General features: G+C 72.7%; 14 protein-coding genes. 8 read left to right on the top strand and 6 right to left on the bottom strand.

Features of this window, described 5'->3' with window-relative positions; translation table 11 throughout:
* Positions 1–139 precede the first annotated feature (139 nt).
* Positions 140–829 carry an IclR family transcriptional regulator gene (locus tag ACY34M_RS38420; protein ID WP_462723047.1) on the bottom strand — a complete coding sequence of 230 codons (690 nt, stop codon included), beginning with the start codon at positions 827–829 and terminating at the stop codon, positions 140–142.
* On the opposite strand from ACY34M_RS38420, the gene ACY34M_RS38415 reads away from it, so the two are divergent.
* Positions 775–933, top strand: a complete 159-nt coding sequence (locus tag ACY34M_RS38415; protein WP_462724135.1) for a pentapeptide repeat-containing protein — start codon at positions 775–777, stop codon at positions 931–933. The genes ACY34M_RS38420 and ACY34M_RS38415 overlap by 55 nt on opposite strands.
* A 21-nt stretch (positions 934–954) precedes the next feature.
* Here ACY34M_RS38415 and fahA read toward each other — a convergent pair whose 3' ends face one another.
* Positions 955–2,163, bottom strand: a complete 1,209-nt coding sequence (gene fahA / locus ACY34M_RS38410) for a fumarylacetoacetase (protein ID WP_462723048.1) — start codon at positions 2,161–2,163, stop codon at positions 955–957.
* Between the two features lie 64 nt (positions 2,164–2,227).
* Positions 2,228–3,076: a hypothetical protein gene (locus ACY34M_RS38405; RefSeq protein WP_462723049.1), complete on the bottom strand. Its 849-nt coding sequence runs from the start codon at positions 3,074–3,076 to the stop codon at positions 2,228–2,230.
* 72 nt (positions 3,077–3,148) lie between these two features.
* Between ACY34M_RS38405 and ACY34M_RS38400 the strand changes: the two genes are divergently transcribed.
* From ACY34M_RS38400 to ACY34M_RS38370, 7 genes are read left to right on the top strand one after another with little or no spacing between them, the layout of a single operon-like run.
* Positions 3,149–4,348, top strand: coding sequence for a homogentisate 1,2-dioxygenase domain-containing protein (locus tag ACY34M_RS38400; protein ID WP_462723050.1), 1,200 nt, complete (start codon positions 3,149–3,151; stop codon positions 4,346–4,348).
* Positions 4,349–4,401: 53 nt separating this feature from the next.
* On the top strand, positions 4,402–5,748 hold the full coding sequence (locus tag ACY34M_RS38395) for an MFS transporter (RefSeq protein WP_462723051.1): 1,347 nt from the start codon (positions 4,402–4,404) through the stop codon (positions 5,746–5,748).
* Positions 5,745–6,560 carry an SDR family NAD(P)-dependent oxidoreductase gene (locus ACY34M_RS38390; RefSeq protein ID WP_462723052.1) on the top strand — a complete coding sequence of 272 codons (816 nt, stop codon included), beginning with the start codon at positions 5,745–5,747 and terminating at the stop codon, positions 6,558–6,560. Before ACY34M_RS38395 ends, ACY34M_RS38390 begins: the two co-directional genes overlap by 4 nt.
* Positions 6,557–7,018: a nuclear transport factor 2 family protein gene (locus tag ACY34M_RS38385; RefSeq protein ID WP_462723053.1), complete on the top strand. Its 462-nt coding sequence runs from the start codon at positions 6,557–6,559 to the stop codon at positions 7,016–7,018. The genes ACY34M_RS38390 and ACY34M_RS38385 overlap by 4 nt, the downstream gene beginning before the upstream one ends.
* The gene (locus ACY34M_RS38380) at positions 7,015–7,848 is read left to right on the top strand and encodes an SDR family NAD(P)-dependent oxidoreductase (RefSeq protein ID WP_462723054.1); all 834 of its coding nucleotides are present in this window, start codon (positions 7,015–7,017) and stop codon (positions 7,846–7,848) included. Before ACY34M_RS38385 ends, ACY34M_RS38380 begins: the two co-directional genes overlap by 4 nt.
* Positions 7,841–9,307 carry an FAD-dependent oxidoreductase gene (locus ACY34M_RS38375; RefSeq protein ID WP_462723055.1) on the top strand — a complete coding sequence of 489 codons (1,467 nt, stop codon included), beginning with the start codon at positions 7,841–7,843 and terminating at the stop codon, positions 9,305–9,307. Before ACY34M_RS38380 ends, ACY34M_RS38375 begins: the two co-directional genes overlap by 8 nt.
* On the top strand, positions 9,304–9,816 hold the full coding sequence (locus ACY34M_RS38370; RefSeq protein ID WP_462723056.1) for a nuclear transport factor 2 family protein: 513 nt from the start codon (positions 9,304–9,306) through the stop codon (positions 9,814–9,816). Before ACY34M_RS38375 ends, ACY34M_RS38370 begins: the two co-directional genes overlap by 4 nt.
* Positions 9,817–9,841: 25 nt before the next feature.
* Here ACY34M_RS38370 and ACY34M_RS38365 read toward each other — a convergent pair whose 3' ends face one another.
* Genes ACY34M_RS38365 through ACY34M_RS38355 form a run of 3 tightly spaced genes read right to left on the bottom strand, consistent with a single transcriptional unit; the run spans position 9,842 to position 13,594 of the window.
* Positions 9,842–11,041 (bottom strand): MFS transporter, encoded by a 1,200-nt coding sequence (locus tag ACY34M_RS38365; protein ID WP_462723057.1) that lies wholly within the window; start codon positions 11,039–11,041, stop codon positions 9,842–9,844.
* Positions 11,042–11,075: 34 nt separating this feature from the next.
* Positions 11,076–11,840, bottom strand: coding sequence for a thioesterase II family protein (locus ACY34M_RS38360; protein ID WP_462723058.1), 765 nt, complete (start codon positions 11,838–11,840; stop codon positions 11,076–11,078).
* Positions 11,837–13,594, bottom strand: coding sequence for a non-ribosomal peptide synthetase (locus ACY34M_RS38355; RefSeq protein ID WP_462723059.1), 1,758 nt, complete (start codon positions 13,592–13,594; stop codon positions 11,837–11,839). Before ACY34M_RS38355 ends, ACY34M_RS38360 begins: the two co-directional genes overlap by 4 nt.
* Positions 13,595–13,714 lie beyond the last annotated feature (120 nt).

Raw genomic sequence — 13,714 nt, 5'->3', positions numbered from 1 at the left:
TCGCGATTCCCCCGAAACGCGGGGCTCCCCCGAGGGGAAGCCGGACGCCGCCATTCTCCCCCCGGGCGGAGGGCTGCGCAGCCCTCCCGCACGGCTTTCGCCGGGGCGGCGCCGACATCCTGCCCACGCGCAGGCCGTCTCACAGGTGGTCGTTCAGCGTCCCGATCGCCGAAGCCGCGTCCAGGACCCGTGGAATCGCCTTGTCCGCGAGGGACGGGTCGGCCGTGACGATGTTGACCGCCGCGCGGACCGGCCAGCCGGGCAGCGGGGCCGCGATGCCGTGGGCGCCGACGTTGACCTCGCAGTGCGTGACGACGTAGCCGGCCTCGCGGATCTCGCCGACGCGGTCCGGTTCGGAGGGGGCCGGGGGGCCGGAGGCGAGGGCGGCCAGGCCTCCGGCGCCGCGGTCGAGCGGGTCTCGGCTGCCCCGGCGGTACCAGAACAGCGGCCCGTCGGTCGGCGGCTCCGCCACGAGCGTGGTGACCGCGGCGTCGCCGACGACCTCGACCAGGCTTGCCGTGGCGTCGAGTTGGCGCGCGAGGCGGTGCAGGACGGGCTCGGCGATGGTGCGCAGGTTGGGCCCCGTACCACCGAGGAGCCCGGCCACGGACGGGCCGACGACATAGCGGCCGTCGTCGTCGCGCGAGGCGAACCCCGTCCGGTGGAGGGACACGAGCAGGCGGTGCGCGATGGAGCGGTGGAACCCGGTCGCGGCCGCCACCTGGCTGGTGTTCAGCCCCTCGGGGTGGCGGCCGAGCTCGACGAGGATGGTCAATCCGCGCTCGAGGGTCTGCGAGCCGCCGCTGTCGGAGTCGTTCGCCGCTGCCACGGCACCTCCTTGCGAATCTGAGCAGTGTGAATCTGAGCAGTGTGAATCTGAGCTGGGTGAATCTGAGCTGGGTGAATCTGAGCTGGGTGAATCTGAGCTGTTAATCCGAGCTGTGCGAATCTCGGCTATACGGTGGGGAGGATCTTGCCACGGACCTCGCCGAGGCCGATGCGCCCCCGGGCCCCGGGCGCGGAGTAGCGCAGGACGACCTCGTCGCCGTCCTCCAGGAACGTGCGCTCCTGGCCTCCCGCCGTCCACGTCTTCTTGCCTCCCCAGGACAGTTCGAGGAACGAGCCGCGCTGGTCCTCCTCCGGGCCCGAGATGGTCCCCGAGGCGTAGAAGTCGCCGACCCGCAACGAGGCGCCGTTGACCGTGAGGTGCGCCAGCATCTGCGCGGGCGACCAGTACATGCAGGAGTACGGCGGGTGCGCCACGACGGTGCCGTTCACCTCGACCTCCACCGTGATGTCGTAGCCCGAGGGGCCCTCTTCCTGAAGGTAGGGGAGGACGGCCGGGTCCTGGCCGGGCAGCTCGACGCGGGCGTGCTCCAGTGCGGCGAGCGGGGTGACCCACGCGCTGATGGTGGTGGCGAAGGACTTGCCGAGGTTCGGGCCGAGCGGCACGTACTCCCAGGCCTGGATGTCGCGCGACGACCAGTCGTTGACGCCGGTGACACCGAAGACGGTCTCGGTGAACTCCGAGGTCGCGACCCGCTGGCCGAGCGGCACCGAACGGCCCACGACGAAGCCGAGTTCGGCCTCGATGTCCAGGCGCAGCGAAGGGCCGTACGTGGGCGCCGGGTCGGCGGGGGCCTTGCGCTGGCCGGAGGGGCGGTGGACCGGGGTGCCGGAGACGACGATGGAGCCCGAGCGGCCGTGGTAACCGACCGGCAGGTGGCGCCAGTTGGGCATCAGTGCGTCACCGTCGGGGCGGAAGATCCGGCCGACGTTCGTGGCGTGGTCGACGGAGGCGTAGTAGTCGACGTAGTCGCCGACCTCGAACGGCAGGTGCAGGGTGGCGTCGGCCAGCGGCACCAGCCGCACGCGGTCGCGGTGCGCGGCGTCCGTGAGCAGCTCGACCGTCCAGGAGCGGACGGCCGCCCAGGTCGCGGCACCGGCGTCCATGAGCGGGTTGAGCGCGGGGGCGTCGAGCAGCGCCGTCCACTCGGGGCGCAGGGCGGTGGCCGCGGCGCCCAGGTCGAGCACGTGGTCACCGATCCGTACGCCCACGCGACGGCCGGTGTCGGGGGTGGAGAAGACGGCGTACGGGAGGTTGTCGACGTCGTACGCGCTGTCGGCCGCAGCTTCGACCCAGGTGGCGGGCGGGGTGGTCATGTGTGGGGCCCTTTCGGAGTTCCGTGGTGGCTCGGGAGGGATCAGGCGTGGTGGCGTGGAGGGATCAGGCGGTGGTCGGTTCCAGGAGGCGCAGGGTGACCAGGTCCTCCAGTGGTTCGAGGACGCTGCAGGAGCCGTAGGAGGTGAAGGCGGTCCGGGCGGCGGCCGCGTCGGCCTCGGGGAGCGCGCCGACCGCGCGGGCCACCGTCTCCGGGTCACGCTCGGAGAGCGCTGACCGGATATCGGTCAGCGGGGCCCCGGCGCGGGCCCGCGCGGCGGCGAGCAGGACGTTGAGGTAGCCGTGGTGCTCGAAGCCGGTGTCACGGCCCGTGTGCCGGACCGCGTTGTGCAGCCCGGCCGTGCACTTGAAGGGGACGCCCGCGGCGACGGCGCCGTGGATCCACGCCGCCACCTCGTCCTCGGTGGGGAACGCGGCGGCCTCGGTGCCCCCGGTCCGGAACTTCAGCCGGAAGCCGTGCCGGGCGACCGCGGCGAGGGCCTCCTCCCACGCGGGGCGGCCGGGGCGCGGGACCTCGACATACACGGTCGCGGGCAGGTCCAATGAGGCCAGGTCGGCGAGCTGGGCGCCCACCGGGAGCGCGGGATCCGGCTTGAGCTCCAGGGCGGCGAGCACGAGCCGGTCGGTCCCGCCGACCGCCTCAAGGACCGCCGGGACGGCCGCGCACCCGGCCACGACGCTCACCCGCAGGCCCGCGGGGAACAGGTCGGGCGCGGCAAGCCGGGGCAGGTCGTCCAGGTCGGCCGCGGCGACGACGAGCGGGCCGACGAGACCGGCGTGGGCGGACGTGAGGTGCCCCGCGTGCTCGGTCACGGCACGTGGCAACGGGGCAAGGCCGGGAGGGAACACCGCGGCGTCGTCCACGAGGTGCCGGAAGACGAGGGGTATTGACATGCGCCACACCCTAACTCAGGATCATCGAAATGCGAACACTGGTGTTCGCTTATCGGTTAAGCCGGAGGAGTCATGGCGTACTACCGTCGAGTCGGCGCGGTGCCGTCGAAGCGGCACACCCAGTTCCGTGACGAGGCGGGCGGGCTCTACTACGAGGAGCTGATGGGCGAGGAGGGCTTCTCCTCCGACTCGTCGCTGCTCTACCACCGCGGCGTCCCGTCGGCGATCGTCGCCAGCGAGGTCTGGGAGCCGACCGACCAGTCGACGGCGCCCAATCACCCGCTCAAGCCCCGCCATCTCAAGCTGCACGACCTCTTCGACGCGGAGAAGGCCGGGACCGTCGACGCCGTCACCGGGCGCCGCCTCGTGCTCGGCAACGGCGACGTACGCATCTCCTACGTCGTGACCGGCACACCCTCCCCGCTCTACCGCAACGCGATCGGCGACGAGTGCGTCTACGTCGAGGCGGGCGCGGGAGTCGTCGAGACGGTGTTCGGTGTGCTGCCCTACCGGGCGGGCGACTACGTGCTCCTGCCGCGCGCCACCACGCACCGCTGGGTCCCCGACACCACGGACGGCCCGAGCCGCCTCTACCCGATCGAGGCGAACAGCCACATCGCCCCGCCCAAGCGCTACCTGTCGAAGTACGGGCAGCTCCTGGAGCACGCGCCCTACTGCGAACGGGACCTGCACGGGCCGGACGAGGTCCACCTCGACGAGGCACGTGACGTGGAGGTGCTGGTCAAGCACCGCGGCGGCCCGAGCGGCGTGCTCGGCACCCGGTTCGTCTACGACACGCACCCCTTCGACGTCGTGGGCTGGGACGGGTGCCTGTACCCGTACACGTTCAACGTCGAGGACTACATGCCGATCACCGGCAAGATCCACCAGCCGCCGCCGGTGCACCAGGTCTTCGAGGGCGACAACTTCGTGATCTGCAACTTCCTGCCGCGCAAGGTCGACTACCACCCGCTCGCCGTACCCGTGCCGTACTACCACTCCAACGTCGACAGCGACGAGGTCATGTTCTACGTCGGCGGCGACTACGAGGCCCGCAAGGGCTCCGGCATCGGCATCGGCTCCGTCTCCCTGCACCCGGGAGGCCACGCCCACGGCCCGCAGCCCGCGGCGATCGAGGCCTCTCTCGGCGCGGAGTACTTCGAGGAGTCCGCGGTCATGGTCGACACCTTCCGCCCCCTCGAACTCGGCGAGGGCGGACGGTCCGCCGACGACCAGAAGTACGCCTGGGTCTGGGCCGGACGGCAGACGTGAGGAGACCGAAGGGCGATCGACCATCCGCACAGCGCTTCCCAAAGGACCGACCCATGGACAACCTGGCCACAGAACCGACGCCGACGAGTGAGCCGACAGCCGCCGCGTCACCACCGGACGGCGGGAGTCCCCGCGCCACCCTGAAGGTCATCCGAGCGGCGATCCTCGGAACCGTCGTCGAGTACTACGACTTCGGCATCTACGGCTACATGGCCACCCTGATCGCGGCGCACTTCTTCGTCGAGAGCGACCCGAACACGGCGCTCCTGTCGACCTTCGCCGCGTTCGCCGTGGCGTTCTTCCTCCGCGCCCCCGGCGGCATCCTCTTCGGTCACATGGGTGACAAGTACGGCCGCAAGAAGGCGCTCACCTGGACCATCCTGCTGATGGCCGTCGCCACCACCGGCATCGGCCTCATCCCCTCGTACGCCACCCTCGGCCTGTGGGCGACGCTCCTCCTCGTCCTGTGCCGCTGCATCCAGGGCTTCGCGGCGGGCGGTGAACTCGGCGGAGCCAACGCGTTCGTCTCCGAGCACGCCCCGACGCAGCGCCGCGCGTTCCACACCTCGTTCGTCAACACCGGCACCTACCTCGGCTCGCTCGTCGCCTCCCTCGTCGCGCTCCTGCTGACCTCCAGCGTCAGCGAGGAGACCCTGCACGACTGGGCCTGGCGCATCCCGTTCCTGCTCAGCGCGGTCATCGGTGTCATCGGCCTCTACATCCGCAGCCAACTGCCCGAGACCGAGCAGTTCGAGGCCGTCAAGGAGAGCGACACCGTCGAGGTCGCCAAGTACCCCATCGCCGATGTGTTCGCGCACGCCTGGCGCCAGATCGTCCTCGTCATCTTCCTCGGCGCGCTGATCGTCGGCGGTTACTACGTCGCCGGTGTGTACGCCGCCAGCTACCTCCAGACCGAGGGCGGACACTCCGCCGACTTCGCGTTCACGTCCACGTGCATCGCCATGATCGTCGCCGTGATCAGCCTCCCGATCGCCGGATACGTCGGCGACCGCATCGGCCGCCGTCCCGTGTTCTTCTTCGGCAGCGGCGTCACCGCGGTCATCGGACTCCCCGCGTTCATGCTGATGCGCGACGGCGGGCCGGTGCTCGCGGTCCTCGCCCAGAGCTCGCTGACCTTCTTCATCGGCCTGGTCAACGGTGTCTCGTTCGCCGCGTACGCCGAGCTCTTCCGGGCGCGCTACCGCTACAGCGGCATCGCCATGAGCAACAACGTCACCAACATGGCGCTCGGCGGCACCGCCCCCTTCATCGCCACGCTGCTGATCAACGTCACCGACAACAACCTCGCGCCCGCGGGCTACCTCATCGCGACCGCGCTCATGACCTTCGTCGCCACCTTCTTCCTCAAGGAGACGCGCGGGACGGAGCTTCAGCTGTGAACCCCGCATCCGACAACCGCCGCCGCTTCGACGGGCGTTCGGTCGTGGTCACCGGCGCCGCCGGAGGCCTCGGCCGGGCCGACTGCCTCGCCCTCGCCGCCGAAGGAGCCCATGTCTGGGCGGCGGACCTCGACACGGAGGCCGCCGAGGCCCTCGTCCCCGAACTCGCCGCGGCAGGAGGATCGGGCCGGGCCGTCCGGCTCGACGTCGCCGAGCCCGACTCCTGGACGGCGCTGGCGGACGAGATCGAGACCGCGGGGCCGCTGCACGGCCTCGTCAACAACGCCGGGGTCAGCCTGCGCGCGTCCATCGCCGACACCACCGTCGAGCAGTGGCGCCGCGTCATGGACATCAACCTGTCCAGCGTCTTCTACGGCCTCAAGACCCTCACCCCCGCCCTGACGCGGGGCGCCCGGGACGGCGGCGCGGCCGTCGTCAACATCTCCTCCATCGCCGGCATGGTCGGCTACTTCTCCGCCACGTACGGCACCAGCAAATGGGGCGTACGCGGCCTCTCCAAGGTCGGCGCGCTCGAACTCGCCGCCCACGGCATCCGCGTCAACTCGCTGCACCCCGGCCTCACCGGCACCCCGCTCCTGCACCAGGCCGCCGACACCTCCTTCGTCGACGAGAGCCTGCGGTCCGTCCCGGCCGGGCGCCTCGCGACGCCCGAGGAGATGGCGCGCGTCGTCACGTTCCTGCTGTCCGACGACGCCGCGTACATCACCGGCGAGGAGATGGTCGTCGACGGCGGCCTCACCTCCGGCGGGCTCTACCACCGCATCCTCGCGGGCCTGGAGGCGAAGCCGTGACCCCGCTGCTCGAAACCCTCCTGGAGGTCCAGCACCTCTACGCCGCCCAGTCGCACGCCATCGACACCGGTAACGCCGACGGATGGGCCGACACGTTCACCGCCGACGGGGAGTTCGACTCCCCGACGTACGACGAGCCGGTCACCGGCCGCGCCGCACTCGCCGCCTTCGCCCGCGACCTGCACGCCGCCGCGCCCCACCTGCACCACGTCATCACCAACGTGCTGGTCCGGCCCGCCGACGAACCCGGCGCGTACGACGTCCGCGCCAACCTCCTCATCGTCACCACCCACGACCTCGCCTCCGGGGCGGCCCGCATCGACCGCGTCACCACGATCGACGACCGGCTGCGCCGCGCACCCGAGGACCCCGCCGGCCTGAAGCTCGTACGCCGCCGCGTGACACGCGACGGCGCCGGGCCCACAGCATCCGCACCACACCGCAAGGAGCTCTCGTGACCACCCAGACGCCCGCCGACAACCCGGGCCGCGTCAACTACGACGCCCTCCCCGCCCTCAACCCCGAGCTGGCCGGCCGCACCGTCGTCGTGACCGGCGCGGGCCGCGGCATGGGCGCCCTGTTCCTGGAGGAGCTGGCGCGCCGCGGCGTCAACGGCGTCGGCGCGGACCTCGACCAGGAGGCGATGGCCGCCGTCGCCGAGAAGATCAACGCCAACCTGGCGGGCGTCGACGGCGCGGGCCGCGTCGTCGGGGTCGGCGCCGATGTCACCGACCCGGCCGCGGGCGACGCGATGGTCGCCGCCGCGCTACGCGAGTTCGGACGGCTGGACCTGTGGGTCAACAACGCCGGCGTCTTCCCGCAGGCCGAGTTCACCGACATATCGCCCGAGCAACTCGCCCTCACCTACGGCGTGAACGTCAACGGCGTCGTCTACGGCGGCCAGGCGGCCGCCCGCCACTTCCGCACCGTCGGCGGCGGCGCCATCGTCAACATGGCCTCGGTCGCCGCCGTGCGCGCCCGGCCGACCCGCGCCACGTACAACTCCTCGAAGGCCGCGGTGAAGCACCTCACCACGTGCATGGCCGTCGAGCTCGGCCCCGACAACATCCGCGTCAACTCCATCGCGCCCGGATACATCGACACCGAGATGACCCGCTGGGTCCGCGAGGACCCCGCCGCGATGGATCGCGCGCTCACCACCGTCCCGCTGCGCCGCATCGGCGCCCCCATGGAGGTCTTCGCCGCCCTCTACTTCCTCCTCTCCGACAGCGCCCGGTACATCACCGGCACCAACATCCCGGTGGACGGAGGCTCGCAGCATGTCTGAGCCCGACAACGGGGCGTACGACTACGACGTCATCGTGGTCGGCGCCGGGGGCGCCGGACTCGCCGCGTCGGTCTCGGCCGCCCAGGCCGGCGCGCGCGTCCTGCTCCTGGAGTCCGAGGACGAGATCGGCGGGTCCACCCAGCTGTCCGCGGGGCTCCTGACCGCCTCGGCCACCGGCGTCCAGCAGAGCCTCGGCGTCGAGGACTCGCCGCTGCGCATGTTCCAGCACTACATGGACCTCAACGGCTGGCGGGTCCGGCCGGGCCCGGTCCGCATGTTCTGCGAGGAGTCCGGCGCCGTCGTCGACTGGCTGCTCGACCTCGGCGTCGAGATTCCCGCGCAGGTCTCGCACAGCGCCCACGAGCCGGGTCTGACCCGGGCCGGAGTGGAGGACGTCTGGCGCGGCCACGTGCCCAAGGACCAGGGCTACGGCCTCGTCCAGGTGCTCGACAAGGCACGCGCCCGCCTCGACGTGGACCTCGCCCTCGGCAGCCGCGTCGAGGACCTGGTGGTCCGCGACGGCGTCGTCCGCGGTGTCGTCATCGACGGCGAGGAGGCCACCGCGGCGGCCGTCGTCGTCGCCAGTGGGGGAGTCGCGGCCGACCCCGACCTCGTCCGCCGGTTCCTGCCCGACGCGGAGATCGCCGGGGACGCCCTGTTCGTGGTCGCCGCACCGGGCTCGCGGGGCGACCACGTAGGCCTCGCCGAGCGGCACGACCTGGCCCTGTTCGGCCAGGGCTGGGGACTGCTCCTGGTGACCGCCCAGTTCCAGCGCCACCACCACTGGCAGAGCGGATTCCCGCCCGCCTCGCGCATCAACGTCGGCCCCGACGGCCGCCGTTGCATGGACGAGGACGCCCCGTACGCGGTGAGCCCCGGCATCCTCAAGGACCACGGCGGCTGGGTCTGGTCGGTGTTCGACGACGCCGCCCGCACCGCACTGCCGGAGGGCTACGCCGACTGGACCGCAGAGCGGATCGAGGAGGAGGTCGCCAAGGGCGTCGTGCTGCGCGCCGACACCCTCGACGGACTCGCGGCCCTGATGGACGTACCCGCGACGCACCTGACCGCGAGCGTCGGCCGGTTCAACGAGCTGTTCGCCGAGGGCCACGACACCGACTTCCTGCGCCACGAGTCACTGGCCGCCAAGGGCGCCGACCCGCACCTCGCGCCCATCGCCACCGGGCCGTTCTTCGCGGTGCGCATGCTCCCCGCCGAACTGGTCTGCACCCACACCGGCCTGGAGATCGACGCCTCCACCAGGGTGCTCGGCACCGACGGCCGGTCCGTCCCCGGCCTGTACGCCGCCGGGGAGGCCGCGGGCGGAATCCTCGGCGAACGCTACGTCGGCGGCGGCAACTCCGTCGCCCACGCCCTGGTGCTCGGCCGGGTCGCCGGACGCGAAGCCGCCGCACGCGCCGCCGGTCTGTCGTCCCGCGCCGAGGAGGTCCCCGCATGAGCCGCGCCGACGACCGTTTCGAGATCCAGGACGTCCTGTTCCGCTACGCCCGCGCGGTCGACCGACTGGACTACGACGCCATCGCGGCCTGCTACTTCGACGACGCGACCGACGTCCACGGCGCCTACACGGGCGACGCCGCGGGACTCGTCGAGGACATCCGCGCGCGGCACCGCACCATCGACTCCTCCCAGCACTTCATCTCCAACGTGCTCGTGGAGTTCACCGGGGAGGACAGCGCCGACGTCGAGTCCTACTGTCTGTGCTTCCTGCGGCAGGCACCCGCCGAGCCCGGCGGCGAGCAGGACCTGGCGATCATCCGCTGCCGCTACGTCGACCGCTTCGAGCGCCGCGACAGCGCCTGGGGCATCGCGGACCGCGTCGTCGTCTTCGACGAGTCGCGGGTCGTCACCCTCACCGACGGCCTCGACCCCACGTGGGTCGCCGCGCGGCGCGACGGGTCGGATCCCGTCTATACGTGGGGGCGTCGAGCGGAAGCGTCGGCGTAGGGCCTCGGCTCACAGGGGTGACCTGCTACCGGGACTTCGCTTGGACGCGGTAGCGGAGTTCCGGGAGGAGGGCCAAGACGCAGAAGAGGGCCGCGGGGACCGGGGCCCAGTGGGCCGGGAGCTCGGCGAGGAGCAGGCCGCCCAGGGCGCCGCCTGCCGCTCCGCCCACGTAGATCAGTGAGCTGTTGACCGAGACCGCCAGCGGGGCGGCCTGGCCGGCGAGGGAGATCAGACGGTGCTGTTGGGGTGTGGCGTACATCCAGCCGAAGACGCCCCAGAGCGCCATGCAGGGCAGGGCGGTGGCGAGGTGCGTCGCGGCCCACGGCATGGCGAGGAACGCGGCTGTCATCCCGGCCAGGGAGATCAGGACGAGATGGCGGCCCCACGGGCGGTCGAGGAGTGCGCCCGCCGCCGCGTTGCCCACCAGGCCGCCGAGTCCGAACACGAGGAAGAGCAGCGCGAGTTGGCCGCCCTCGTGGTTCGTCGCGCGGGCGAACACCGCGCCTGCGTACGTCAGTACGGAGTATTCGGCGATCACGGCGAGCCCGGTGATGGTCAGTACCGTACGGATCCGGGGAGAGCGCAGTGCCGTGAGCCGGGCGCGGGTGCCGGCAGGGGCCGGGTGCGGCACCGGTCCGCGCAGCCCTCGCCACAGGCCGACGGCGACGAGCGCGGTGCCCAGGGCGAGAAGCGTCAGCGACATCCGCCAGCTCACCGCCGCGCCCGCCCAGGTGCCGAGGGGGACGCCGGCCACGGACCCCGCGACCAGGCCGCCGTTGACCCGCGCGAGCGCCCGGCCGTGCTGGTCCTCGGGCGCCGACGCGGAGGCGAGCGTGGCGACGAAGGGAGTGAACTGGCAGGCGCCCGCCGCCACGAGCAGCCGCCCCAGGAGGGCCATGGCCAGGGAAGGGGCGCTCGCGCACACCAGGTTGCCCACGGCCACCGCGGTCAGGGCGCCGGTCAGCACCGTGCGCGGGGCACGCCCGGCCAGAGCGGTGGACAGGACCGGGCCGAGAACCGCGTAGCCGAGGGAGAAGACGGTCATCAGCTGGCCCGCGGCGGGCATGCCCACGTCCAGGGAGCGGCTGATGTCGGGCAGCATGCCGGCGATCACAAAGACATCCGTGCCGATGAAGAACGTGCCCAGGGAGAGGAGATGGAGGAAGGCGGGCAGCGGCGCCCGACGCCGGGGCGGGCGTGGCGGACGAGTGGGCAGTACGGGCATCGGGGTGGGCGGTCCTCTCGCGCGGTCGGGGCCCTCAGGCCAGGAACGTCTCCGCCTTCACGGCCGCGGTGACCGGTGGCGGGAAGCCGTCGAGGTAGAAGTGGCCGCCGGGGAAGACCCGGAGCCGGAAGGCACGCCGGGTGTGCCGGGACCAGCCGGTGGCGGTTTCCGGGGCGACGAGAGGGTCGTCCGTGCCGGTGAACGCGGTGATCGGGCAGGACACCGCGGAGTTCGCGCTCGGGCGGTAGGCGCGCAGGGCCCGGTGGTCGCCGCGCAGGGCGGGCAGGACGAGTGTGCGCAGTTCGGGGCCGTGCAGCAGGGCGGGATCGATGTCGCGCTCGCGGGCGAGTTCGGCGAGCACTTCGTCGTCGTCGCCGAGCCGCGGGGGCCGCGTGTCGCCGGGCGGCGTCATGCCCGAGACGATCAGCCGCGCCGCCGTGACCCCGTGCGCGGACTCCATGCGGCAGGCCGTCTCGTAGGCGAGCAGCGCGCCCATGCTGTGGCCGAACAGGACGGGCGCGGGGCCGTCGAGTGCCACCACACGCCGGGCGATCTCGGCGGCGAGGACGGTCAGGTTCTCGACCGGTGGCTCGTCGATACGGTCCTGACGGCCCGGACACTGCACGGCCTGGACGTCGACGGCCGGAGCGAGGGCCGCCGACAGCGGAAAGTAGAAGCCCGCGGACCCGCCCGCGTACGGGAAGCAGATCAGTCTCCGGCGGCGCTCGCCGTTCGCCGTGGTCGGGGCGGGCGGGTGGAAGGCGCGCAGCCAGGCGGAGGCGGGTGCGGTCGGCCTCACCGCTGGGTCCGTTCCTGGATGAGCGTGCACAGAGCGTCCACCGTGGGTGTGCGGAGGAACTCGCGCAGATCGATCCGGACGCCGAAACGGTGATGGAGGCGGGTGACCACGACGGCCGCCGAGAGCGAGGTGCCGCCCAGGTCCCTGAAGTCCTGTGCGGTGTCGGGGACTTCGGCGCCGAGCAGGTCGCTCCAGATGCGGCGGACCGTGGCCTCTGGTGAGGTGTCGCCCGGATCGGCCACTGCGGTCGCGGTCGGGGGCGTGGGCAGACTCCGGCGGTCGATCTTGCCGTTGGGGGAGACGGGCAGAGCGGTGGCGCGCAGGACGTGCCGGGGCACCATGTGGTCGGGCAGGAGGGCCGCGAGGTGGGTGCGCAGCGCGGCGGTCTCCAGTGGCCGACCGGGGTGTGGCACCACGTGGGCCACCAGGTGCCGCTCGGCGTCGGGCGACGGCTGCCAGGCGGTCACCGCGCACTCCCGGACCGCCGGGTGGCCCGCCAGCGCGGCCTCGACCTCGCCGGGCTCGACCCGGTATCCGCGGATCTTGACCTGGTCGTCGACACGGCCCACGTAGTCGAAAACGCCGCCGGGCCCGCTCCGCACCAGGTCGCCCGTGCGGTAGGCGCGGACCGTCCCCCGCTCCGTGTCGAGGCCGGTGAAGCGCTCGGCCGTGCGGGCCGGGTCGCCGAGGTAGCCGTCCGCGAGACCCACGCCGGACAGCCACAGCTCGGTTGCCCCGTCGTCCGGTCCGGCCGGGCGGAGGTGGGCGGTCGTGCCGGGCAACGGGTGACCGATGGGCGGAAGGTCGGGCCAGAGCGCGGGCGGTCCCGTCAGGGTGTACGCGAGGGCCACATGGGTCTCGGCCGGACCGTAATGGTTGTGCAGCCGCGCCTCCGGCAGCGCCGCGAAGAGCTCGCGGATCCCCGGCGTGATCCGCAACGCCTCGCCCGCGGCCGCCACTTCGCGCAGCTCGGCAGGGAAGGGGCCGAGCGTGTGCGCGAGGTCCGCGAGCCGGGTCAGCGCCACCGGGGACACGAACAGGCGCTGGATCCGCCACTCGGCGAGCCGGCCGAGCAGGCTCTGGAGGTCGCCGCGTTCCGTGTCGGCGGGCAGGTACAGACAGCCGCCGGAGCACCAGGCCGTGAAGGCCTCCTGAAGGAAGACGTCGAAGCCGAGGGGCGCGAACTGCAGGGTGCGCAGCGGTGCGCCGGACGTGGCGGCCAGGGTCCAGCCGATCAGGTTGTCCAGGGAACGGTGCGGTACGGCGACCGCCTTGGGGCCGCCGGTCGACCCCGAGGTGAAGACCGCGTACGCCAGGTCGTCCGGCGCGGGCGGCGCGAGGGTGGCCGATGTCGGCACGGCTCGCGCGCGGGACGCCTCGGGGTCGTGCAGCGTCGACACACCGGTCGATGAGGGCACTTGGGCCGTGCGGTCGACGAGGGCCACCCGTGCCCCGGCGGTGCGCCACATGTGCCGTACGCGTTCTTGCGGGTAGCCGGGGTCGACCACGCAGAGCACGCCCCGGGCCCGCATGACACCGAGGACGGCGGCCGCCAGCGCCGTACCGCGCGGCAGTTGGACGAGGACCACGTCTCCAGGACGCACTCCCAGGCGTACGAGGTCGTGGGCGAGCGCCGACGCCCAGCGGTCGAGCCCGCCGTGGTCGAGGCTCTCCCCGGGTGTCACGCAGGCCGGCGCGTGCGGGGCCTGCCGGGCCTGGTGTGCGATCAGTTCGACCACGCGCGGCGTGGGCATGCGGCGTCTCCTTCGCTGCGGCTCCTCCAGGTCCGTGCGCCCGGCCCCGGTGACCATGGCACGGAACGGGGGCGGCGGGACCGGGGCTTCCGCTCGCCGGAAGACGGCCGCGGCGCCGGG

Source organism: Streptomyces sp. EDA2-14 (assembly GCF_054963755.1).
The sequence above is the reverse complement of the archived record's forward strand: the minus strand, read 5'-3'. Positions and strand labels throughout refer to the sequence as shown.

Coding starts and splice junctions, on each gene's coding strand:
- ACY34M_RS38355 (WP_462723059.1), bottom strand. CDS start 13,594: ATGCCCACGCCGCGCGTGGTCGAACTGATCGCACACCAGGCCCGGCAG.
- ACY34M_RS38395 (WP_462723051.1), top strand. CDS start 4,402: ATGGACAACCTGGCCACAGAACCGACGCCGACGAGTGAGCCGACAGCC.
- fahA (WP_462723048.1), bottom strand. CDS start 2,163: ATGACCACCCCGCCCGCCACCTGGGTCGAAGCTGCGGCCGACAGCGCG.
- ACY34M_RS38400 (WP_462723050.1), top strand. CDS start 3,149: ATGGCGTACTACCGTCGAGTCGGCGCGGTGCCGTCGAAGCGGCACACC.
- ACY34M_RS38405 (WP_462723049.1), bottom strand. CDS start 3,076: ATGTCAATACCCCTCGTCTTCCGGCACCTCGTGGACGACGCCGCGGTG.
- ACY34M_RS38375 (WP_462723055.1), top strand. CDS start 7,841: ATGTCTGAGCCCGACAACGGGGCGTACGACTACGACGTCATCGTGGTC.
- ACY34M_RS38365 (WP_462723057.1), bottom strand. CDS start 11,041: ATGCCCGTACTGCCCACTCGTCCGCCACGCCCGCCCCGGCGTCGGGCG.
- ACY34M_RS38370 (WP_462723056.1), top strand. CDS start 9,304: ATGAGCCGCGCCGACGACCGTTTCGAGATCCAGGACGTCCTGTTCCGC.